Origin of the sequence: Cupriavidus sp. CuC1 (assembly GCF_044627735.1) — a bacterium.
In the GTDB taxonomy this organism is placed as follows: Bacteria; Pseudomonadota; Gammaproteobacteria; order Burkholderiales; family Burkholderiaceae; genus Cupriavidus; species Cupriavidus ulmosensis.
Genome location: NZ_JBIUHC010000007.1, coordinates 100,958 through 123,175, shown reverse-complemented (window position 1 = coordinate 123,175; position 22,218 = coordinate 100,958). Strand labels below are relative to the sequence as shown.

Genomic DNA, 22,218 nt, shown 5'->3' with positions numbered 1-22,218 from the left:
CCGATGACCACCCCGATCACCCTGCAGACCGATACGCCGCTGTCCCTGCACCACCTGCATGTCACCAGCGACAAGCCCGAGGCGCTGGCCGCTTTCTACGAAGACCTGTTCGAGCTCAAGCGGGTGGGCCACCAAGGCCAGGCCATCGTGCTGGCGGCCGGCGAGCGCGCACTGGTCATCCACGACGGCAAGCCAGGTGAGCTCGCCGCGGCCGCCTACGCGGCGCGCGACCATGAGGCACTGTCCCGCCTGCGGGCACGGCTGGACGACCTGGCCGCAGCGGCGCCCGCCGCTGCCGGCGCCTTCTTCCACGACGACGCCTTCGCCGTGCGCGACCCGCAGGGCCGGCAACTGATCCTGGGCGTGGCGCGGCAGCCGCGTTCGGCCGACCGCATGGCGGCGCGCGTGCAGCACACGGTGTTCCAGACCACCGAGCTGGAAGCGGTGCTGGATTTTTACGTGAAGCGGATCGGGTTTGCCGTCTCCGACGATGTGGTTGACCAGACCGGCAAGGTCATGACCTGCTTCCTGCGCTCCGACGACGAGCACCACACCCTCGCGTTCTTTCGCGGCTCCAGCAATGCGTGGGACCACCATTGCTACGAGACGCAATGCTGGAACGATATCCGGGACTGGGGCGACCGCTTCGCGCGCGCGCGGCGCTCGATCTTCTTCGGCCCGGGGCGCCACGGCCCGGGCAACAACCTGTTCTTCATGGTGACCGATCCCGACGGCAACCGCGTGGAGCTGTCGGCGGAGCTGGAGCAGGTCGAGCCCGCCAAGCTGCCGGGCGTATGGCCGCACGAGGAATACACGCTCAATTCCTGGGGGCGTGGCTGGATCCGCACGTAGCCCGGCTACGAATCCGCCACGGGCGCCACGCTCCTCGCCATGCACGAGGGGCGGCGCCGCGCACCACCAGACATAGCGACGGGACGCTTCCCGCGCACGGAGACAAAGCATGACTACCTCATCCCCCTCGCTCTTCGTCCATGAAGTGATAGACAGCCGCCCGCTGGGCCGCCTGCAATGCTGGGCAATCGCCATGTGCATCCTGGTCGCCGTGCTCGATGGCTTCGACACCCAGACCATCGGCATGCTTGCCCCGGCCATGTCGAAGGAGCTGGGCATCCCCATCAAGTCCTTCGGTCCCATCTTCAGCGCCGGCCTGGTCGGCATGCTGATGGGCGCCGTCGTGCTGGGGCCGCTGGCGGACCGCTACGGCCGCAAGACAATGATCGTGCTGTCGTCGATCCTGTTCGGCAGCCTGTCGCTGGCAACCGCCTATGCCACCAGCTTCGATCAGCTCCTGGTCCTGCGCCTGTTGACCGGCGTCGGCCTGGGCGGCGCGCTGCCCAACGCAATCTCGCTGGCGTCCGAATATGCGCCCAAGCAGCACGCCCGTACTACGGTGGCCACGCTGATGTGCGGCATGCCGCTTGGCGCGGTGCTGGGCGGGCTGGTCAGCTCGGCCTTGCTGCCGGCGCACGGCTGGCATTCGGTCTTTATCGTCGGCGGCATCCTGCCGCTTGCCGTGGCTTTGCTGGCCTGCGCCTTCATGCCGGAATCCGCGCGCTTCCTGATTGCCCGTGGCGGCGACCCGAGAAAGCTGGCCGCCATCATGCGGCGCATTGCGCCGGATCTGGGCGCGGCGCAGGTATACCGCGCGCCGGTGGCGCAGCGCAAGGGCGTGCCCGTGCGCGAGCTGTTCACCGGCGGGCGCGCCATCGACACCGTGCTGCTGTGGATTCCCTATTTCATGAACCTGGTGGTGCTGTACTTCATCGTCAGCTGGATGCCGGCCGTGCTGATCGGCGCGCAGCATCCCGTCACGGTGGGCATCACGGCGATTTCGCTGTTCAGTTTCGGCGGCGTTGCCGGCTCCATTGCCCAGGGCCCGCTGATGAACCGCTTCGGCGCGCGCCGCGTGCTGCTGTGCGAATTGCTGGGCTATGCCGCGCTCGCCGTGGTGCTGGCGAGCTGGTCCGCCAGTTTCGCCGCGGTGGCGGCGGTCAGCTTGCTGATGGGCGTGGCGGTGCAGGGCGCGCAGGCCGGCTTCAATGCGCTGGCCGCCGAGATCTATCCCACGCACATGCGGGCTTCCGGCGTTGGCTGCGCAGTCGGCATTGGCCGCATCGGCTCCATCTGCGGCCCGCTGCTGGGCGGGGTGATGCTGGGCCTGCAATGGGATGTGAGCCACATCTTCATGGCCGGCATCGTGCCGGCGCTGATCGCCGCGACCGCAGTGGCGGTCAACCGCAAGACCCGCGCTTGAAGTGGAAAAAAACGAGAAAGCAAAGAACGAAAGGGGAGACAAGATGAGCAAGAAGCATCGGATGGCGAGCAAATCGGCGGCCATCGCACTACTAACCTTACTGGCAGGACTGCCGTCCATGGCGGCGGCGCAGTCGGTGACGCTGTACGGCGTGGTCGATACCGGCATCGAGTACGTCTCGAACGTGGGCACCGCCAAGGACAGCGTGGTCCGCATGCCGGGGCTGGCCGGCAGCGTGCCCTCGCGCTGGGGCCTTCGTGGCAGCGAGGACCTCGGTGGCGGGCTGAAGAGCATCTTCGTGCTCGAATCGGGCTTCGGGGCGGACACCGGCACCTCCAACCAGGGCGGCCGGCTGTTCGGGCGCCAGGCGCTGGTGGGGCTGTCCGGCGGTTGGGGGCAGGTGGCGTTCGGGCGGCAGTACACCATGTTGTTCTGGTCGATGCTGGAGCCGGACATGCTCGGGCCCAATACCTTTGGCTCGTCGTCGATGGATAGCTACCTGCCCAGTGCCCGCGCCGACAACGCCGTGTCATACAAGGGCACCTTCGGGCCGGTGACGCTCGGTGCCACCTACAGCCTGGGCCGCGACACCGCGGTCACCGGCTCCGGGCCCGCCGCCACCCAATGCGCGGGCGAGAACCCTGCCGACCACCGCGCGTGCCGGGAATGGTCCGCGCTGCTCAAGTACGACACCGGCGCCTGGGGCGTCAGCGCAGCCTACGATTCGCTGCGCGGCGGGCAGGGCGCGGCGGCCGGCCTGGCCAACAGCGGGCTGAAGGACGACCGGCTGGCGCTCAACGCCTACGCCAACGTTGGCAAGGCCAAGCTCGGCGGCGGCGTGATCCGGCGCGACAACGACGGCAGCCCCACCCCGCGCAGCGACCTGTGGTTTGGCGGTGCCTCCTATGCCATCACGCCCGCCTTCAGCGTGGACGGCGAAGTGTTCCTGCTGCGCTATCACAACAGCCCCAACAAGGCCTGGCTCTACGCGGCACGCGCCACCTATGCCTTCAGCCGGCGCACTTCGGTCTACGGCACGGCAGGCTTTATCGACAACCGCGGCAATCTGGCGCTATCGGTCAGCTCCGGCGCCGCCGGCGCCAATGCCGCGCCCGGCGGCAACCAGCTCGGCGCCATGCTGGGCATCAAGCACATCTTCTGAACCCGCTCCCGATCGACAAGGAGACAGCCTTGGCCAATTCAATTTCCGCTGCACCGGATGTCCCGAATGCCCCGGATGCCCCGGATGCCCTGCAGGACCTGGTGGACGCGAACCATATCCTCTTCCATGAGGGCGTGCTGGACGCCTTCGGCCACGTCAGCATGCGCTGCGCCGATGACCCGGGCCGCTTCCTGCTTTCACGCAGCATGGCGCCCGCGCTGGTCGCTGCCGCCGACGTGTTCGCCTTCGATCTCGACGGCAACCCGGTCGCCGATGCCGCCGGGAACACCATCGATGGCCAGCCTCCGGCCGTCTTTCTCGAGCGCTTCATCCACAGCGCCATCTATCGCGCCAGGCCGGATGTGATGGCGGTCGTGCACAGCCACTCCCCGGCGGTGATCCCGTTCGGCGTGGCCAGGAACGTGACGCTGCGCCCGATCTGCCATATGAGCGGCTTCCTCGCGCGCGGCGCGCCGGTGTTCGAGATCCGCGACTCTGCCGGCCCGGGCTCGGACCTGCTGATCCGCGACGCTGCCCTGGGCCAGGCGCTGGCCGCCAGGCTGGGCACGGCAGACGTGGTGCTGATGCGCGGACATGGCGCAACGGTAGCCGCCGACTCGCTCAGGCAGGCCGTGTACTGCGCCATCTACACCGAGAAGAACGCGCGCCTGGTGCTGGAGGCACGCCGCCTGGGCGACATCGAATACCTCACCGACGAGGAAGGGCTCGCCGCCGAGGCCACCAACGCGAAGCAGGTCAACCGGGCATGGGACCTGTGGAAACGCCTTGCCCGGCAGACGCCCACCGCCTGGTGCGGCTCGCCAACTTCACTGACAGGAACACGAGGAGACACCCGATGATCGCAACGCATCTACTATCCCGCCTGCGCGCTTGCGCAGGGCTCGCGCTGGCACTGGCTGCCAGCGCCGCCGCGCTCACACAACCCGCGCACGCCAAGGACGAATGGCCGTCCCGTCCGGTCAAGCTGATCGTGCCGTCGGCGGCTGGCGGGGGCACCGATGTCTACGCCCGCCTGCTGGCCACCAGCTTGTCGAAATCGATGAAGCAGTCCTTCGTCGTGGAGAACCGGCCGGGCGCCAGCGGCAACGTCGGCACGCAGTCCGCCGCGCGCGCCACGCCGGACGGCTACACCTTCCTGATCACGGCCAACGCGGCTGTGGCCATCAGCCCGGCGCTGTACAGCAAGCTGCCGTTCGATGTGGAGCGGGACCTGGTGCCGATCGCGCGCGGCGTGATGGCGCCGATGGTGCTGGTGGCCACGCCCAACGCGGGCATCGCCTCGTTTGCCGACCTGATCCGGCTTGGCAAGCAAAAGCCCGGCGAGCTGCCCTATGGCTCTGCGGGCGAGGGCAGCCCGCCTTACCTGGGCGTGCGCATGGTCGAGGAAGCGTCCGGCGCCCGCTTCCTGCATGTGCCCTACAAGGGCGTGAGCCCGGCCTACCAGGACCTGCTCAGCGGCCGCCTGAAATTCATGTTCACCGACCTGAGCTCCGTGCAGCCGTTTATCCAGTCCGGCAAGCTTGTCGCCCTCGCGGTCAACGACAAGACCCGGCTGCTGCCCAACGTGCCGTCATTGGCCGAGGCCGGGCTCAAGGGCGTGCAGGTCTGGACCTCGTTCAGCCTGTTTGCGCCCACCGGCGTGCCACCGGCCGTGGTCCGCAAGCTGAGCGAGGAAGTCGCGCAGGCGATGAGGACGGCGGAGCTGGCGAGCGCGCTCGAGGCGCACGCGCTGGTGCCGGTGTTCGACACCCCCGATGCGTTTCGCGGCAGCCTGACGAAGGAGCGCGAGCAGTGGGCATCGTTCATCCGCCGCAACGGCATCCACCTTGAATAGCAGTCATCGCCACGCAGGAGAGTCCACCATGCAGTTGAACGACCACAACAAGCGCCGGATGCTGATCGACGGCGAGCTCACCGGGAGCGCCGGCGGGCAATGGCTGCCCAGCGTCAACCCGGCGACGGAAGAGATCATCGGGCATATCCCGGCTGGCAATGCCGAGGATGTGGAGCGCGCGGCGGCAGCCGCCGAGCGCGCCTATCCCGCCTGGCAGGCACTGGGCATCGAGGGCCGCGCTGAACGGATGCGCGAGGTGGCCCGGCGGCTGACCGAGGCGGCCGAGGCGGTGCTGGCCGTGGAAGTGGCCGATACCGGCAATACGGTCACGGCGCTCAAGGACGACGTCGCCGCCGCCGCGTGGGGGCTGAACTTTTATGCCGGACTGGGCTATGAGCTCAAGGGCGAGACCATTCCCGCCACCGCCGACTCGCTGCATTTCACGGTGCGCGAGCCTTACGGCGTGGTGGGGCGGATCGTGCCGTTCAACCATCCCATCCTGTTCGCTGCCGCGCGCACCGCGGCCGCCCTGATCGCCGGCAACGCGCTGGTGGTCAAGCCGCCCGAGACCAGTTCGCTGTCGGCCACCATGCTGGCCGAGATCTGCAAGGACGTGCTGCCGCCCGGCGTGATGAACATCGTCACCGGCCTGGGCAAGGACGCGGGCGACGCCATCGCGCGCAACCCCAGGATCAAGCGCATCGCCTTTATCGGCTCGCCCAACACCGGCCGGCAGATCCAGAAGAGCGCGGCCGATGTCTGCGTGAAGCATATCTCGCTGGAGCTGGGCGGCAAGAACCCGCTGATCGTCTTTCCCGATGCCGACCTCGAAGCCGCCAAGGACGCCGCGGTGCGTGGCATGAATTTCCTGTGGCAAGGCCAGTCCTGCGGCTCCACCAGCCGCCTGCTGGTGCACGACAGCATCTACGACGAATTCGTCGAAGGCGTGGCCGAGCGCGTGGCGCGCATCCGGCTGGGCGATCCCCGATCGATGCAATCGGACATGGGCCCGATCAATTCCAGGGCGCAGTACCAGCGCGTCTGCGACTACGTGGAAATCGCCAAGCGCGACGGCGCCACGCTGGTCACTGGCGCAGAGCGGCCCGCAGGCGAATCCTTCGCCCGCGGCTACTGGATCGAGCCGACCGTGTTCGCCGACGTGCTGCCGCACATGCGTATCGCCCAGGAGGAAGTGTTCGGCCCCATCTTGTCCATCATGCGCTGGTCCACGCCGGACGAAGCGCTGCGCATCGCCAATGGCGTGGAATACGGCCTGACCGCCTCCATCTGGACCCGCGACATCCAGGCGGCGCTGGCCACGGCCACCCGGCTGCGTACCGGCTACATCTGGGTCAACGGCGTCGGTGCGCACTACAAGGGCGTGCCCTACGGCGGCTACCGGAACTCGGGCGTGGGCCGGGAGGAGGGGATCGAGGAGATGCTGAGCTACACCGAGACCAAGGCGATCAACCTGGTCGGGCCGTTCGGTTTCGCATAAGGGTTGCGCGCAAGGCCTGTCCCCGGAATGCAAAAAGCCCGTGCGGCGTATACCGTACGGGCTTTTTAGAATCTGGTTGCGGGGGCAGGACTTGAACCTGCGACCTTCGGGTTATGAGCCCGACGAGCTGCCAACTGCTCCACCCCGCGGGGCGAAATATACGCGGGTTGGCGCCTCATGGATAGTCCTGATTGGGATTATTTGCCGAAATGGTCTCGGCAGATTGCCAGAATCAGTGCAGTTGCTGCAAGAATCAGCACGGCATCCGCGCTTTGCCACACCTCTGGCCGGTGGCCGATAACGTCATCAAGCCACGCATTCGCCGCACTTCGCCGCACATTCGCCGCACGCACAGCATCATCGGACGCGATTGCCCGTGAGATCGCCGGCGCACATGAACCGGATCCCGGCGCCGGCCAGCCAGCAACAACCTCCGCTTTTACCCCCCGGCGGCATCCTTCGGCGCCGGAGCCAGGCGGAACTGCGCGGACAGGTCGGCCTCGGCGCCAAGCTGGGTGTCGGTCTGCACGAGGCCTTTTGCGGCGAGCTTCGTGAGTGTCCGCGCTGCCTGGATCGGGCTGACGCCCGTGGCCTTTGCGACCTGATATGCATCCATCGGGGTACCTGTCTTTTGCAGGGCGTCGATTACTGCCTGGCGAGTGTCGTGAATGTTGTTCATTTCCGGGCGTAGGTTGAGTCTGCTCAGACTAGACGAGGTGGACCGCCGGCGCAACCCCGCATTCTTGCTGAGTCGCCTGCCCGAAAAGGTTGCGCGACGGGCGTCGCACGTCAAAATAGAGGGTCTGACTGCACGCATCGCAAGAATCGCAAGAACAATGAAGCACACACTACTGCTCATCGACGGCCTGAACATCCTGCGCCGGGTCTACGAAGCCAACCCGGCCGAGGACATTCCGGCCAAGGTCGAAGGCGCCGTACTCTCGGCGCTGGCCTCGTTCCGCCGTGCCTTGACCGAGTGCAAGCCCACGCACGCGCTGGCGGCGTTCGACACCGGCGGCAAGACCTGGCGGCACGATCTGTATCCCCAGTACCGCCAGCACCGCAAGCCCATGGATCCGGAGCTGGCGGAGGTCTTGCCCGATTTCCGGCTGACGCTGACGGAAGTGCTGGGACTGCAGACCGCCATGATCGACGGCTACGAGGCCGACGACATCATCGCCACGGCTTTCTATCGCTGGACCGCGAGCAAGGAGGGGCAGGTGATCCCGGTGAGCACGGACAAGGACGTGCTGCAGCTCATCGCCGACGGCGCCATCGTGCGCAACCACTTTGCCACCGCGAAGAACGGGGAGCCGTCCTGGTTCGATGAAAGCTACGTCATGGACAAGTTCGGCGTGGGCAGCCACCAGTTTGCCGACTATCTGGCCCTGCTGGGGGATAGCACGGACGATATCCCCGGTGTCGAGAAGGTCGGGGCCAAGACCGCTGCCAAGCTGCTGCAGCGCTATGGCGACCTGGAAGGCGTGCTTGCCAACGCCGCCGAGGAAAAAGGCGTGGTTGGCAAGAACCTGGCGGAACAGGCGCATCTCGCCCGGCTCTCCCGCCAGCTGCTCTCGTTGAAGACCGATGCCCAGCTTGGCCTGACGTGGAACATGCTGCGCGTGGGTGAAGCGGCTGAGTAGCGGTCTGAATAGCGGGCTGAGTAGCGCTCAAGAAACCCTCAATATCCAGTCGCTGTCCTCGCCACCGCCTCGTGCCCATAGACAGCGTCGCGCAGATCCGTGACGAAGCGCCCGCTCATGCCTTCATATAAGGTGTTGGTAAACGCGGCCACGCTCAGGCCCCGGGCGCGGTCGACGAACCACGAGTGCCCGTAGGCGCCACCCCAGCGCCAGGTGCCGGCCGATTCCGGCGAGCCGGCCGCCGCCGGATCGTGCAGCACCGAAAAGCCCAGGCCAAAGCCGGTGCCCGGCGCATCCGGCGGGCCCCATTCGCCGGTCTGGTTGCGGCCCATTTCATCGACCCAGGCAGCGGGCATCAACGGATCGCCGCCCTGGCGCAGGGCTTCTTGCAAGCGGAGGAAATCGCCGGCGCTGCCAACCATGCCGGCGCCGCCGGAGGGGAAGGCGTTGGTGTCCAAGGCACGTGCGCTCGCGTAGTGGATGCCGGCCGTGCCGTCGACGACGGGGACCACATCGTGCGCGAGCATGCGGCGCGGCACCGGCGTGTCGTTGACGTAGGCGGTGGCCAGGCGCCCGGCATCGACCGCGGCAAAGCCGGTGTCGTCCATGCCCAGCGGGCCGGTGACGAGCGCGTGCACCGCGTTGCCCAGTGGCGCATCGCAGACGCGCTCGATCACGGCGCCAAGCACATCCGTCGCCAGCGAATAGCCCCAGGCGGCGCCCGGCTTGTAGAGCAAGGGCACGCTGGCGATGCGGCGCAGGTTCTCCGCAAGGGTGATGCCCGGCTGGTCCATGCCGTCCGACACGCCGGCGCGGGCATAGGGCCCGTGCTCGTCGGCTTCAAAGAAGCGGTAGCCCAGCCCGGCGGTATGGGTCATCAGCTGCCGCACGGTGATGGTAGCGGGGCTGCCGTCGGCCAGCCGCGGCGTGAAATCCGGCAGCCAGCGGATCACCGCCTCGTCGAGCCCCAGGCGGCCTTGTGCTACCAGCACCATCGCCGCTGCCGACACGATGGGTTTGGACACCGAGGCCAGGCGGAACAGCGTATCGGCGTGCATGGGCCGGCCGGCTTCGCGGTCGGCCAGGCCGGCGGCGCGGCGGTGAATCACTTCGCCGTGGCGCGCGACCAGCACTACGGTGCCGACCAGGCGGTGGTCGGCAATGGCTTGTTCGATGACCGCGTCGACGCGGGCGGGCAAGTGGGAGGACATGCGTGTTTTCCTTCGTCGCAGGATATTGAGAGGCTCAGGCGAACGATAAGAAACTTTTGACTCGGGAAAAAGTAGGCTAGAGTTCCTGGTTATCCGGACAAGGATATCCGTAATCGAGGATTGAGGCGCTTGGAATGGCGGGAAAGCCGATGGACAGCCTGAGTGGCTTTACGGTGTTTGTGCAGGTCGCCGAGACCCGCAGCTTCGTGGCGGGCCGCCTGATGGGCGTGTCGGCGTCGGCCGTGGGCAAGAGCGTGGCAAGGCTGGAGGAAAAGCTTGGCGCGCGGCTGTTTCACCGCAGCACGCGCAGCATCGCCCTGACGGCGGAGGGCATGCTGTTCCTGGAGCGCAGCCGCCGCATCCTGGCCGAGATCGAGGCGGCGGAGCAGGAGTTGTCGCGTGCAGCCGAAGTGCCGCGCGGGCGCTTGCGCGTCAGCCTGCCGCTGGTGAGTTCGCTGGTGCTGCCCGTGTTGGGCGACTTCATGCGGCAATACCCGGAGATCGAGCTGGACCTGGATTTCACCGACCGCATGGTCGATGTGATCGAGGAGGGCTTCGATGCCGTGGTGCGTACCGGCGAGCCAGGCGACTCCCGGCTATCGGCGCGGCGCCTCGGCGCGTTCCGGATCCTGCTGGTGGCGTCGCCAGCCTATATCGCGCAGCGCGGCGTGCCCCGGCAACCCGCCGACCTGGCCGGGCATGCTTGCCTGCAATACCGCTTCCCGAACAGCGGCAAGCTGGAAGCCTGGCCGCTGCGCCGCGCAGCCCACGAGCCGGAGTTGAGCCTGCCCACCTCGATGATCTGCAACAACATCGAGACCCGCGTGAGCTTTGCGTTGCAGGGACTTGGCATCGCCTGCCTGCCGGACTTCGCGATCCGCGAGGCGCTGGCCGACGGCCGGCTGCGCACCGTGCTGGACGACTACGTGGACCGTAGCGGCACCTTCCGCGTGCTGTGGCCGGCCAGCCGGCACCCTTCGCCCAAGTTGCGCGTGTTGATCGATTTCCTGGGCGAACGGGTGTTTCCGGGCGGCGCGGATCAAGCCGCATAAACCTCTGCGCATCAGCGTCAGTACGCGATCATCCGGCGGCTTGCTGCGCATGCCGCAACAACGAGAGGATCAACGGCGTGCGGGGAGAGGAGCGCTGCCACAAGACCCCAAACCTGCGCGGCTCCGTCGCTTCGGGCAGCTTCAACTTGGCGATCCGCAGGCCCGCCGTCAGCGGCGACGCAATGTCTGGAGCGAGAGACACGCCCAGCCCCCGGTCGACCATCATGGCGATCGCCACCAGCGAGCTGAGCTCGAACCGCTCGTGCGCGGTGATGCCTGCCTGCCGCAAGTACCGGTCTGCCTGCTTGCCGCCGCCCACGCTGCGGTCGTAGCGGATCAATGGCTCGGTGCGCAGCAGATCGTGCGGATCGCGCCTGGCCAGCCGGGCGGGCGCCAGCACAACCAGGGGTTCCTCACGCAGCAGCTCCCAAACGATGGTCTTGGGCAGCGCGAAGGGCGGATGCAGGCAGACGGCCGCATCCAGCTCCGCGTTCTTCACGGCGTCGTACAGCGCCGCCGATTTGTCCGACTGGATAAACACGGAGACACCCGGATGCTCCGCGGCGAACCCGGCGAGCGTTTCCGGCAGCAGGCTGTGCAGCGCGGTGTTGATCGTGCCAAGGCGCAGCTCCCTTGGCGCCTCTGCCTCATTGACCCAGTCCCGCAAGCCGTTGAAGTCCCGCAGCAGCGCGCGGGCGCGCTCGGCCAGCCGCGTGCCCGACTCGGTGGGCGCCACGGTGCGGCCGGCCCGGCCGAGCAAGGAAGTGCCCAACTCCCGCTCAAGAACGTGAATCTGCTGCGCGATGGCCGCGGGCGTCACGTTGAGCCGCCGGGCCGCTTGCGCGAGGGAGCCGGTATCCACGACGACCAGGAACGCGTTGAGGTAGGCTGTCTCCATACATTTTCTATCGATTAAAGAAAGACATAGGTAGTTTATCTTTGTTCTGGCCTGACCCACACTGGCGCACTCCAAAGCCATCGGTTCCCGTTGCCATGAGAAGCAAACTGTTCGTCCCCGGCTCACGTCCGGAGTTGTTCGACAAGGCATTGGCCAGCGCCGCGGACGGGCTGTCGTTCGACCTCGAGGACGCGGTGGCGCAGGAGCGCAAGCCGCAAGCGCGCGCGGCACTGCGCGAACTGCTGCGCTCGGGCCAGGCCCGCGCCAGCGGCAAGACGCTGATCGTGCGGGTCAACGCGCTGGATACCCCGCACTTCGCGGCCGATGTGGCCGCGGTGGTGCAGCCAGGCCTGGACCTGGTCAACCTGCCCAAGCCAGAGAGCGCCGATGACGTGCGCCGCGCCGCCGAGGCCATCGAGCAGGCAGAGCGCGCCAACGGGTTTGCGCAAGGCGTGGACAAGCCGGTTCGCCTGCTGCTCAACATCGAAACCCCCAAGGCGCTGCGCCTGGCCTGCGAGCTGGCCACGGCCCACCCACGCGTCGCCGGCCTGCAGCTTGGCCTGGGCGACCTGTTCGAGCCGCTGGGCATCGCCCGGCGCGAAAGCGCGGCGATCCAGCAAGCCATGTACGCGGTGCGCATGGCAGCCGGCGAGGCCGGCGTGTTCGCCTACGACACGGTGTTTGCCAACATCAAGGATGAAGCCGGTTTCCGTGCCGAGGCCGAGCTGTCGCGCCGCATGGGCTTTCTCGGCAAGAGCTGCATCCATCCCAGCCAGGTCCCGCTGGCAAACCAGGCGTTTCGCCCTAGCGATGAAGAGATTGGACATGCGGCGCGGGTAGTGGAAGCCGCGCGCGATGCCGATGCCAGGGGCGTGGGCGCCTATGTGGTGGACGGCAAGATGATCGACCCGCCGTTCGTGAAGCGCGCCCAGGCCATCGTGGCTACCGCCAGGCGCCTTGGATTGCTGCCTGCCTGACGTTGCCGGGATTCGCTGCCGGGATCGGCTGCCGGGATCAGGCTGCACCGCGTGGGAAAAACCAAAAATACAAAAAGGAGACATCTTGAAAACATTATCCGCATCCGCACCCGTATTCATTTCCCGTAGCGTGGCGTTGGCCGCCACGGTCATTGCCAGCCTGGTATCCGGCGCGGCATTCGCGCAGGGCGGGTATCCGAGCAAGCCCATCACCATCGTCGTGCCCTATCCGCCGGGCGGCTCCAACGACATCTTCGCGCGCATCGTCGCCAAGGAGATCGGCGAGGAGCTCAAGCAACCCGTCGTCATCGACAACCGGCCCGGCGCCAGCGGCAACACCGGCACGGGCATCGTTGCCAAGTCCGCCCCGGACGGGTACACGCTGGTCGCCGTGTCGTCCAGCATGACGACCAACGCCGCGGTGCAGGCCAAGCTGCCGTTCGATGCGGTCAAGAGCTTCGTGCCGGTGGCGATGTTTGCGCAAGGGCCGTTCATCGTCGCGGTCAACAACGAATTCCCCGCCAAGACCCCGCAGGAACTGATCGCGGCGATCCGCGCCAAGCCGGGCAAGTACAACTACGCCTCGTCCGGGCCGGGCAGCGTCAACCAGTTCGGCACCGAGCTGCTCAAGGCCAGGGCCGGCAACCTGTTCATCACGCATATCCCGTATCGCGGCATGGGCCCCGCCGTGACCGACCTGATCGGCAACCAGACCCAGCTGCTGATCTCCAGCGGCCCCTCGCTGCTGCCAATGGTGCGCGCCGGCAAGGTGCGCGCCGTTGGCATCACCAGCCTCAAGCCGAGCCCGGTCGCGCCGGAGCTCACGCCCATGTCCAGCGCGGTGCCGGGCTATGAGTTCGAGCTGTGGTGGGGCCTGCTGGCGCCGGCCGGCACGCCGCCGGCGATCGTCAACCAGCTCAACTCCGCCGTCAACACCATCCTGTCCAAGCCCGAGATCAAGGCGGCCTTCCTGAAGGAGGGCGCCGAAGCCAGGCCCGTTACGCCGGCCCAGTTCGCCGCCACCATCGGGCAGGACGTGCAGAGGTGGAAGACGCTCGCCAAGCGACAGAACATCGTCGTGGACTGATGCGAGCACGCCTCGCCTCTATTGCATATCTGGCATATCTGCATATTTCCGGAGATTTCCATGCGTTCCCCCTCTGATGACCGCGCCGCGCCGCTGAGCGAGCGCAGCGGCAAGCCAGGCCCGCTGTCCGGCCTGCGCGTGCTGGACCTGAGCGCCTACATAGCGGGCCCCTATGGTTGCTCCCTGCTGGCCGACCAGGGCGCCGAGGTCATCAAGATCGAGCCGCCCGCCGGCGACAACCTGCGCAAGTATCCATCGTCGCTTGAGGCGGAGAGCCGCGCCTTCCTGGGCGTCAACCGCAGCAAGCTGGGCGTGGTGCTCGATCTCAAGCAAGCCGACGACCTGCAGCGGCTGATGGCGCTGGTGCGCACCGCCGACGTGCTGGTGCACAACTTCCGGCCCACCGTGCCGCCCAGGCTTGGCATCGCTTACGAACAGCTCAAGCTGGTCAACCCGCGACTGATCTACTGCGCCGTGACCGGCTATGGCGAAGACGGCCCGCTCAAGGACAAGGCCGGCTACGACCAGGTCCTGCAGACCATGACCGGCATGTGCACGCTGCAGGGCAAGCAGGGCGGCGCGCCAGAGATCCTCTACGGTTCGGTCGTCGACTACTACGGCTCGGCGCTGGTCGCCGGCGGCGTCGCGTCCGCACTCTACGAGCGCGAGAAAAGCGGCGAAGGCCAGTACGTCGGCGTTTCGCTGCTACGCGCGGCGCTGACCATGCAATCGGCCCGCATGGTCTGGGCCGACAACGAACCCAAGGAGGTTGGCCGCGACATGCGCTCCGGCGGCATCACCGGCATCCATCCGACCAGGGATGGCTATCTCTACATCTCCGCCAACACGCCGCATTTCTGGGCCGCGCTGTGCGAGAAGACCGGCCTGGCGGAGCTTGCCACCGAGCGCTACGACAGCGTGCGCAAGCGCGCGCAGCACCAGGACGAGATCGTTCCCGCGCTGCACCGCGCGCTGGCGACACGCACCGCGCTGGAATGGGAAGCGCACTTCGGCGAAGCGGTCCCCTGCGCCGCCGCGCGCTCCGTGGAAGACATGTTCGACTTCCCGCAGGTGCAGGCGGAAGGCATGGTGACCACGTTCGAGCATCCCGCCGTCGGCCGGTATCGCGGCTTTACCCGTGCGATCAAGTTCGGGCGCACGCCAGGGCCGGAACCCTTCGCGGCGCCGGTGCTGGACCAGCACGGGGAGATGGTGAAGGCGGAGGCGGACAGGTTGGTGGGGGAGGGGCTCTGACGGCGCCGCCTCGCCCGGTGTGACACGCGTAGAGTGTCAACTACCGCTTCTGAGCGGACTGGCGGCCTCTGGCGCCGCCACCCGCACGGTGACTGATCGTGCGAACCAGCGATCCAGCAGCCAGACCACCACCAGCGTGGCACCCATCATCGGGAACACAGCACCCAGCAGCCCAAGGCCGATCACCCACGCTCGCATGGGCGGGAGCGTGCGCGGGAATGACGGCGCCGCCAGGGCGCGCGCGGGCCTGCGCTTGATCCACATCACGAGGCCCGTCACGGCGAGCATCATCAGGCCCAGCGAGATCACCGTGCACGCGACCTGGTTGGCCAGCCCGAAATAGCGGCCCATGTGCAAGGACGTGCCATAGGAGATGGCCTGCGCCACTGCGCCACTGCGCCGTAGCCGCCGTAGCGAATGTCCTTGAGCACCTTGCCGTTGTACTGGTCGATATGCAGCGTGCGTTCCACCTTGGGATCCGCGGGGAAATAGGATGCGGTGAACACGTCGGCGGCTGACTTCGGCAGCACAAGCTGGTAGCCGGTCGAAACACCGTTCTCGGCCACGATCGCCACGGCGCGATCCAGGCTGATCGTGGCAGCGCCCACTGCCGGCGCCGCGCCGGATGGGACCTTGGCCATGCCGACTGCCCAGGGGATTTGCGCGAGGGGAAGCGAATCCATGCTGGCCGCCCCCGGCGTTGACCGGACCCCTGCGTCGCCCCACGCGCCGGGTGGATTGCCCAGCTGCGCCGCGGTGGCGATCGCCTTGAACTGCTTGCCCCACGATGCGGTCCAGGGCAAGCCGGAGAGGACGAACGCCACGGCGCCGATCGCCATCCAGGCGCCGATGACCAGGTGGACTTCCTTCCACCAGCCGCGCCCGCCGGCGGCCTTGCCGACCACGAAGGCTTTGCCGCGCCGCTCGCTCAGCCGCGGCCACCACATCGCGATGCCCGTGGCAATCATGACCAGCGACCAGCACGCCGCCAGTTCCATCAGCAGCTCCCCGGTCTTGCCCAGCAGCAGCGCGCGATGCAGCATGCGCACCTGTTTCATCAACCGGTCCTCGACGCTCAGGCTGCCGAGGTACTTGCCGGTGTACGGGTCCAGGTACAGGCTCTCGCTCTTGCCCGACGGCAGGCGAAAGACAAACTCGGCGCTGGCGCGTGGGGCCGCGTCAACGGTATATGTCGTCGCCACCGCACCTTCGGGCGCCTGGGCCCACGCCCGGTCCAGCAGGGACTGGGCGGGAAGCTTTGTGCCAGTTGGCGCAACGCGCAGCAACTGGGGATAGAGCAGGGGTTCGATCTGCGGCTGGAAGCAGTAGATCGTGCCGGTGATCGCCAGGACGATCAGGAAAGGCGCGACGAAGAGCCCGGCGTAGAAGTGCCAGCGCCAGAGCATGCGATAAGACGCTGCTGCTGCCGGCGAGGGCTGGGTGGCTTGTGCGGGCATTGGCGATCGTTCTAGAGGCTGGGACATGGCGGGATTTGTCAGAGGGTGTACTTCAGGCTCAGGTAGAACGTGCGCTGCGGGAAGGGGTGGAACAGGAAGTACTTGTGATTGTTCAGGTTATCCACGCCCAGCGCACCGCTCCAATGCTTGTCGAGCTGGTAATGCACGCGCGCATCCATCACGAAGAAGCTCTCGAAGCCCTGGTAGGTCGCAGGGTTGATGTCGGTGTTGTCGACCGTTGCGTACACGCGGCTGCTATAGCGCGCAGCCAGCGTATAAGCCCACTTGTTGTCAGGCCGGTAGGTCGCCGCCACCGTTGCGCGCCACGTGGGCACGTAGGGCACGCGCTTGCCGACCGCCGTCGCGCCCGGGGTGGTAGGCACGTAGCTGTCGTCCGAGAGAATCCGGGAATTGACGTAGGTGACGTTGCCCGAGAGCGTCAGGCCGTTGATCAGCACATGGTCCTGCTGGCCGGCTAGTTCGAGGCCCAGTTGCCGTGTCTTGCCCACGTTCTGCGTAAAGGAGACTGGCGTGGCGAATCCGGCAATCGTCGAGGTCTGGGAGATCAGCGCGTTCCTGACGTACTCGCTGAAAGCGGAAACGCGGAGCTTGCCCTCGCTGGTGTGGCGCTCGATGGCGAGTTCGCCGGACAGGGCGCGTTCCGGCTGCAGGAACGGATTGGCCTGGGTGAACGTCGTCCCGGTCTGCACGCTCTGATAGAGCTCGCCGACCGTCGGGAAGCGAAGCGCCTTGCCGATGGAGCCGGTCACCGACCACAGCTCGCTTGCCTCCCAGGTGAGCGACGCCTTGGGGGAGAACCCCGATTTGTCGAGACTGGGCTGCTGGATCGGCACCCCAACGCCGTTGCTGCCGATGGCGTAGTTGAAGCCGTCATAGGCGCGCCAGATCTCATAGCGGCCGCCCAGCGTTGCCTGCAGGCTCGGTGTCATGCGCCAGACGTCCTGCAGCCAGAGCGCGCCGGTTTGCGTCTTGCCCTGCGAGGTGCTGAACAGCGCGCCATTGCCGCCGGATACCCAGTTGGTAGTGCTGTAGGTCGGGCTGCTCAGCTTGAACTGGTCGTAGTGGGCGCCGAAGCTGACGATGTTCGCGCCGGCGATGCCCTGTGGCCGCCAGATGCCCTTGACGTCGAAGGTGGACCAGCCTGAGCCGCTCATGTCGGTGGTCCGGCCCGGACCACCGGTCAGCGCCGCCGGATAGAGCCCGGTGGGCAGGCGGCTCGAATCCTGGAGATAGTAGAGATTGCTGACAATGGCCTCCCAGTCGAACAGCCCTTGCGTACGGGTCCCGACCTTCAGGCTCTGCATCAGGTGTTCCTGATCCACGTTATTGCTGGAAAACTGGCCCGCGATGGTGCTGGCGCTGTACGCGAATCCCCCGATATTGACGTTGCCGCTTTGCGCGCCGTAGAAGGGCGAGCCGGATGCCGTGCTCAGGTAGGTCTGCGCGCTCGCTTTCGATCTGTTCTGCCAGTAGCCCAGCGTGTAGATCGCGCTCAACGTTGGCGTGAAGTCGTAGCCCAGCTTGACCGTGGCGTTGTCCTGCAGCGTATGGACGAAATTGCCCGCGCCGATCACCCGGATGGCGCCGCCGGTCCGGTTGCGGTCGGCAAACGCGCCGGCGATGACGGGCAGGCCGGCGCCGGCGGCAGTCGTCGACTGGCTGACCGTGGCGAAGCTCAGGGGCTGGCTGAAGCTGTTGAGGTGGTTCGCGCTGAGCCACCACGAGAACTTCCCGGTGCGGTCGCCCAGCGTGGCGCTGGCCTGTTGCGCCGGCTCGTTCTGGTCGGTGCCGTACTTGCTGAACTGCTGGATGGCGCCGGTGACCTCCAGGCTGCCCTCGAACGTCTTCGGCATGCGCGTGGTGATCTCGGTCACGGCACCGTAGGAGTTGCCCGGATACGCCGCGGCGAACGGGCCGTACATCACGTCGATGCGGCCGATCGACTGCGGCGTCACCATGAACCACTGTGGGGAGCCGTTGCCGTTGTTGTTGTTGATCAGGGTCGACAGCAGGACTCCGTCGGCATAGATCAGGCTGCGCGCGCTGGCGTTGATGCCGGTGGTGCGGGTCGCCATCGGCGACTGGGTATCGCCGATAAATCGTTTGCGCACCAGCACGTTGGGCAGGTACTTCAGCGCGTCCTCCGCGCCCATCACGTTGATGGTCTGGGCGGTTTGATCGCCGGTAATGCTCGCGGTTGTCTGCGGCAACTGGTTCTTCTCGGCAAACGAGCGTATCTCGGTCACCTGGACCGCCGGCAGGCTCTGTTCGTCGGCGGCCTCGGCCAGCGTGCCGATGGTGCCGAGGATGACAAAGGGCAGCAGCTTGCGCATGATTGGGTCTACCTCAAATCGTTGTCCGGCGCCGGCGCTCAGGTGCGCGCGCACGCCACGATCACGCCAAAGGGCGTGCGTTGCTTAGAGACGGGATTGAGGTAAAGCCGGCGGGCCCCTGGGACGCCCGGAAGGAAAGGCCCCGAGCGGCGTGAAGCGGGTGGCTAGCACGTGCGAGGTGGCGATCACCAGCAGGGGGATCGCCGACAGCGCCGCAGGCGCAAGGGTGGGGAGGGGCACGTGATCCGCCAGCAGATCGCAATAGCCGCAGGCGTTTAGCTGGCTGCCCGGCATTGGATGGGGGGCGTCGCCCGGCTGGGCGGCCGAGCAGATCACGGCATCGGGATCGTTGGCGTGGGCCGCGGCCACGAACTGGCTGACTGCCGGCGCAAGCACGATGAGCCACATGGCGATCAGGCCAAGCCATGCGGTCAAGCGGATGCGGCGGATAAGCGTCATCGTTATGTGGGAGCGGGGCGCGGCGCAGTCTACCCCAGGCAAGGCCTGGGGCGGTCAGGCAAACTACGCGTCATTTTGACACAGGCAAGGACCAGGATATGGGCGCCAAGCGGCAAATGCGTACGGTTTCGCTCATTGAGCCGGAATGCCATGCGCTTCATTTCGTACAAGCCGAGGATGGTCCGGCTGTAAGCGTGATCGGGCACGTCAAGGCATGTGAGCGGGCACAGGTTTGCGCGGAATTTCCGAGGTGGCTGGGTGGCGCGATTCTCCCGAAGTGTGGCGCGATTTGCCAATTCGCGCCATTTCTCATGCCAAAAAATGAATTATCAGTAACTCACTCGCACCACTTCCACGCTATGCCGCCGTCCTCAGTCGTTCAACCCAGCGTATCCCCGCTCACCCCATGGCCGGGTCGCTCACCGTATGCCTGCCTGTTTCCACCCGCCCGGCAAAACGCCGATAAAACGCAGGGTCGCTGTCGCATGTCACCGCGAAGTCACACCACTGGCCGCTTGCTGCGAGGGACCAGTGGCGGGAGTCGCTGCCCTTGCCGACGACCGCGACGGGCCACGGGCCGTCCTTGCGGTAAGCCTGCGGCGTGATGGTGAAGCGGCAGGCCTTGTCGCTGGCGCTGGTGGCAGCGGCAGCGGCAGCGGCTGAAGTCGAGGCTGCCATTCGTCGCGGGCGAAAGCACCCGCCGCAACCCGTTGCCGTCAGTCCAGCTTCGGCAGCATCTTGGCCGGATTGAGCAGGTTCTTCGGATCCAGCGCCCGCTTGACCTGCCACATCAGTTCCAGCTCCACCGGCGACTTGTAGCGCTTCAGGTCGTCGCGCTTGGCCACGCCGATGCCGTGCTCGGCGGAGATCGAGCCGTTTTCCGCGTGGGCCAGCGTGTCCACCGCCTCGGAGATCGGCGCGTACCACTGGCCGAGGAAGTCCGCGGCGCTGCGGTCCTTGGGGCGCAGCGGGTTGAAGTGCACGTTGCCGTCGCCCATATGGCCGTAGATCACCATGCGCGCGGCGGGCTCCAGCGCCAGCACCTTGGCCGAGGCGTCGCCGATAAAGGCGGCGATGCGCGACAACGGCACCGACACATCGCACTTGATGCTGCCGCCGGTGCGGGTCTGCGCGTCGGAGATTTCCTCGCGGATGCGCCAGAAGCGCTGGGCGTCGCCCAGGCTGGCGGCCACCGCGGCGTCCAGCACCAGTTCCTGCGCCAGCCCGGCTTCGAGGATTTCCATCAGCGTGGCGTTGAGGCTTTCGTCGCTGCCGCCGGAGGTGAGCTCGATCAGCACCATCCAGTCGTGCCGCGCGGGCAGCGGCGAGGCCACGTCGCCCAGGTATTCGAGCACCAGCTCCAGCGCGGGCGCGGAGATCAGCTCGAACGCGGTGACGGCCTGGCCGCCATGCTGCTTGGCTACGCCGAGCAGGCGCACGGCGGCTTCGGGGCTTTGCACGGCCACGAAGGCCACGGCATTGGCGCGCGGCTGCGGCATCAGCTTGAGCACGGCCGCCGTGATGATACCGAGCGTGCCTTCCGAGCCGACGAAGAGTTGCTTGAGGTCATAGCCGGTGTTGTCCTTGCGCAGGCCGCGCAGCGACGAGTAGATGCGGCCGTCGGGCAGCACGGCCTCGATGCCCAGCACCAGGTCGCGCATATTGCCGTAGCGCAGCACGGCGGTGCCGCCCGCGTTGGTGGCCAGGTTGCCGCCGATCTGGCAGGAACCTTCCGAGCCAATGCGCAGCGGGAACAGGCGCTGCTCCTGCTCGGCGGCGGTGCGGGCCGCGTTGAGCGTCACGCCGGCCTGCACCGTCATGGTGTCGTTGATGGTGTCCACGGCCAGCACGCGGTTCATGCGGCCAAGGCTGAGCAGCACGGCGGTGCCGCTGTCGTCGGGCACCGAGCCGCCCATCAGCGAGGTATTGCCGCCTTGCGGCACCACCGGCACGTCATGCGCGTGGCACCAGGCCATGACCTGGCTGACCTGTTCGGTGGTGGAGGGCATGACCACCACCTGGGCCTTGCCGCGGTAGATGCGGCGGTAGTCCGTGACGTAGGACTCGGTGTCGGCGTCGCCGCTCAGGCAGGCGCCGGCACCGACGATGGCCTGCATGGCGGCCAGGGTGGTGTCGGAGCAGAGGTGGGATTCGGTCGGCATGTGGGCGTGCTCTGTGGTGTAGGGGGCGCGGCGGCTGCCGCGCGGGGCATTAGTATGCCGCCGACGGCCCGGCTGCGGGCGCGGCGGTCGTGCCGATGAAGTCCGCGGCCAGCCGGCGCGCCGCGCCGGCATAGACCAGCACGTCCACGCCTGTCGCCACGAAGGTGCAGCCCAGTGCCAGGTAGCGGCGCGCCAGGGCGGGGTCCGAGGTCAGCGTGCCCGCGGCCTTGCCGCTGGCGACGATGGTCCGCATCGCGCCTTCGATGGCGGCCTGCACCTCGGGGTGGCCCGGGTTGCCGCGATGGCCCATGGAGGCAGCCAGGTCGGCGGGGCCGATAAAGACGCCGTCGACGCCGTCGACGCCGTCAACCGCGCAAATGGCTTCCAGGTTCTCCAGGGCCTTCACGGTTTCTGCCTGCACCAGCAGGCAGATCTCATCGTCGGCCACGGCCAGGTAGTCGGCGCGCGCGTTCCACTGCGAGGCACGGCCCACCGCGCTGCCCACGCCGCGAATGCCCTGCGGCGGGTAGCGGGTGGCCGACACCAGCGCGGCGGCTTGCTCGGCGGTATCCACCATCGGCACCAGCAGGTTCTTGGCGCCGATATCCAGCAGCTGCTTGATCAGCGGGACTTCGCCGGCCACGCAGCGCACCACCGGCTGCGAGCGGTACGGGGCTACGGCCTGCAGCGCATGCAGCGTGCCGCGCAGGTCGTTGGGCGCGTGCTCGCCGTCGATCAGCAGCCAGTCGAAGCCGGCCGTGGCCGAGACTTCGGCGAGGTAGGGCGATGCCATCGAGAGCCACAGGCCGATCTGGGGCTGGCTGGCCGCCAGCGCGGCCTTGAATGCGTTTTGTGCGGGCATGGTGTTCCGAAG

Annotated in this window: 19 protein-coding genes, 1 tRNA gene and 2 pseudogenes; 11 read left to right on the top strand and 11 right to left on the bottom strand. The window is 67.3% G+C overall.

Going from position 1 to position 22,218, the window contains the following annotated elements:
- Positions 1–3: 3 nt before the first annotated feature.
- The 6 genes from ACGLHR_RS04995 to ACGLHR_RS04970 all read left to right on the top strand — a co-directional run bounded on the left by ACGLHR_RS04995 (position 4) and on the right by ACGLHR_RS04970 (position 6,790).
- Entirely contained in the window at positions 4–852 is an 849-nt protein-coding gene (locus tag ACGLHR_RS04995) for a VOC family protein (protein ID WP_400092368.1), read from the top strand.
- Positions 853–961: 109 nt separating this feature from the next.
- Positions 962–2,275, top strand: coding sequence for an MFS transporter (locus tag ACGLHR_RS04990; protein ID WP_400092367.1), 1,314 nt, complete (start codon positions 962–964; stop codon positions 2,273–2,275).
- A gap of 61 nt (positions 2,276–2,336) precedes the next feature.
- Positions 2,337–3,437: a porin gene (locus tag ACGLHR_RS04985; protein WP_400092411.1), complete on the top strand. Its 1,101-nt coding sequence runs from the start codon at positions 2,337–2,339 to the stop codon at positions 3,435–3,437.
- A 29-nt stretch (positions 3,438–3,466) separates the two neighbouring features.
- Positions 3,467–4,297, top strand: a complete 831-nt coding sequence (locus ACGLHR_RS04980) for a class II aldolase/adducin family protein (protein ID WP_400092366.1) — start codon at positions 3,467–3,469, stop codon at positions 4,295–4,297.
- On the top strand, positions 4,294–5,292 hold the full coding sequence (locus tag ACGLHR_RS04975) for a Bug family tripartite tricarboxylate transporter substrate binding protein (protein ID WP_400092364.1): 999 nt from the start codon (positions 4,294–4,296) through the stop codon (positions 5,290–5,292). The genes ACGLHR_RS04980 and ACGLHR_RS04975 overlap by 4 nt, the downstream gene beginning before the upstream one ends.
- Before the next feature lie 28 nt (positions 5,293–5,320).
- Entirely contained in the window at positions 5,321–6,790 is a 1,470-nt protein-coding gene (locus ACGLHR_RS04970; RefSeq protein ID WP_400092363.1) for an aldehyde dehydrogenase family protein, read from the top strand.
- A gap of 73 nt (positions 6,791–6,863) precedes the next feature.
- Here ACGLHR_RS04970 and ACGLHR_RS04965 read toward each other — a convergent pair.
- A tRNA-Met gene (locus tag ACGLHR_RS04965) sits at positions 6,864–6,939 on the bottom strand.
- Positions 6,940–7,229: 290 nt separating this feature from the next.
- Positions 7,230–7,469 (bottom strand): hypothetical protein, encoded by a 240-nt coding sequence (locus ACGLHR_RS04960; protein ID WP_318236307.1) that lies wholly within the window; start codon positions 7,467–7,469, stop codon positions 7,230–7,232.
- 157 nt (positions 7,470–7,626) lie between these two features.
- On the opposite strand from ACGLHR_RS04960, the gene ACGLHR_RS04955 reads away from it, so the two are divergent.
- Positions 7,627–8,433: a 5'-3' exonuclease H3TH domain-containing protein gene (locus ACGLHR_RS04955; protein WP_400092361.1), complete on the top strand. Its 807-nt coding sequence runs from the start codon at positions 7,627–7,629 to the stop codon at positions 8,431–8,433.
- A 38-nt stretch (positions 8,434–8,471) separates the two neighbouring features.
- Here ACGLHR_RS04955 and ACGLHR_RS04950 read toward each other — a convergent pair whose 3' ends face one another.
- The gene (locus ACGLHR_RS04950) at positions 8,472–9,644 is read right to left on the bottom strand and encodes a serine hydrolase domain-containing protein (protein ID WP_400092359.1); all 1,173 of its coding nucleotides are present in this window, start codon (positions 9,642–9,644) and stop codon (positions 8,472–8,474) included.
- 149 nt (positions 9,645–9,793) lie between these two features.
- Between ACGLHR_RS04950 and ACGLHR_RS04945 the strand changes: the two genes are divergently transcribed.
- Complete coding sequence (locus ACGLHR_RS04945) at positions 9,794–10,696, top strand: LysR family transcriptional regulator (protein WP_400092358.1); 903 nt, start codon at positions 9,794–9,796, stop codon at positions 10,694–10,696.
- A 28-nt stretch (positions 10,697–10,724) separates the two neighbouring features.
- Here the strand turns inward: ACGLHR_RS04945 and ACGLHR_RS04940 are convergent, their stop codons facing one another.
- On the bottom strand, positions 10,725–11,594 hold the full coding sequence (locus tag ACGLHR_RS04940) for a LysR substrate-binding domain-containing protein (RefSeq protein WP_400092356.1): 870 nt from the start codon (positions 11,592–11,594) through the stop codon (positions 10,725–10,727).
- Positions 11,595–11,689: 95 nt separating this feature from the next.
- Between ACGLHR_RS04940 and ACGLHR_RS04935 the strand changes: the two genes are divergently transcribed.
- The 3 genes from ACGLHR_RS04935 to ACGLHR_RS04925 all read left to right on the top strand — a co-directional run bounded on the left by ACGLHR_RS04935 (position 11,690) and on the right by ACGLHR_RS04925 (position 14,912).
- Complete coding sequence (locus tag ACGLHR_RS04935; protein WP_318236304.1) at positions 11,690–12,571, top strand: CoA ester lyase; 882 nt, start codon at positions 11,690–11,692, stop codon at positions 12,569–12,571.
- Between the two features lie 82 nt (positions 12,572–12,653).
- On the top strand, positions 12,654–13,658 hold the full coding sequence (locus tag ACGLHR_RS04930) for a tripartite tricarboxylate transporter substrate binding protein (protein ID WP_400092410.1): 1,005 nt from the start codon (positions 12,654–12,656) through the stop codon (positions 13,656–13,658).
- A gap of 60 nt (positions 13,659–13,718) precedes the next feature.
- Positions 13,719–14,912: a CaiB/BaiF CoA transferase family protein gene (locus ACGLHR_RS04925; protein ID WP_400092353.1), complete on the top strand. Its 1,194-nt coding sequence runs from the start codon at positions 13,719–13,721 to the stop codon at positions 14,910–14,912.
- A 36-nt stretch (positions 14,913–14,948) separates the two neighbouring features.
- Here ACGLHR_RS04925 and ACGLHR_RS04920 read toward each other — a convergent pair whose 3' ends face one another.
- The 7 genes and pseudogenes from ACGLHR_RS04920 to hpaI form a co-directional block, all read right to left on the bottom strand.
- Positions 14,949–15,638, bottom strand: a complete 690-nt coding sequence (locus tag ACGLHR_RS04920; RefSeq protein ID WP_400092409.1) for a PepSY domain-containing protein — start codon at positions 15,636–15,638, stop codon at positions 14,949–14,951.
- Positions 15,623–16,318, bottom strand: a pseudogene (locus ACGLHR_RS04915) (PepSY-associated TM helix domain-containing protein); the annotation flags it as partial. The gene ACGLHR_RS04920 and the pseudogene ACGLHR_RS04915, both read right to left, overlap by 16 nt.
- 89 nt (positions 16,319–16,407) lie before the next feature.
- On the bottom strand, positions 16,408–18,723 hold the full coding sequence (locus ACGLHR_RS04910; protein WP_400092351.1) for a TonB-dependent receptor: 2,316 nt from the start codon (positions 18,721–18,723) through the stop codon (positions 16,408–16,410).
- Between the two features lie 84 nt (positions 18,724–18,807).
- Positions 18,808–19,182: a DUF2946 domain-containing protein gene (locus tag ACGLHR_RS04905; RefSeq protein WP_400092350.1), complete on the bottom strand. Its 375-nt coding sequence runs from the start codon at positions 19,180–19,182 to the stop codon at positions 18,808–18,810.
- Between the two features lie 399 nt (positions 19,183–19,581).
- Positions 19,582–19,809 (bottom strand): annotated as a pseudogene (locus ACGLHR_RS04900) (phospholipase domain-containing protein); the annotation flags it as partial.
- Between the two features lie 89 nt (positions 19,810–19,898).
- Positions 19,899–21,299, bottom strand: coding sequence for an FAD-binding oxidoreductase (locus ACGLHR_RS04895; RefSeq protein ID WP_400092408.1), 1,401 nt, complete (start codon positions 21,297–21,299; stop codon positions 19,899–19,901).
- Between the two features lie 94 nt (positions 21,300–21,393).
- The gene (gene hpaI / locus ACGLHR_RS04890; RefSeq protein ID WP_400092348.1) at positions 21,394–22,206 is read right to left on the bottom strand and encodes a 4-hydroxy-2-oxoheptanedioate aldolase; all 813 of its coding nucleotides are present in this window, start codon (positions 22,204–22,206) and stop codon (positions 21,394–21,396) included.
- Positions 22,207–22,218 lie beyond the last annotated feature (12 nt).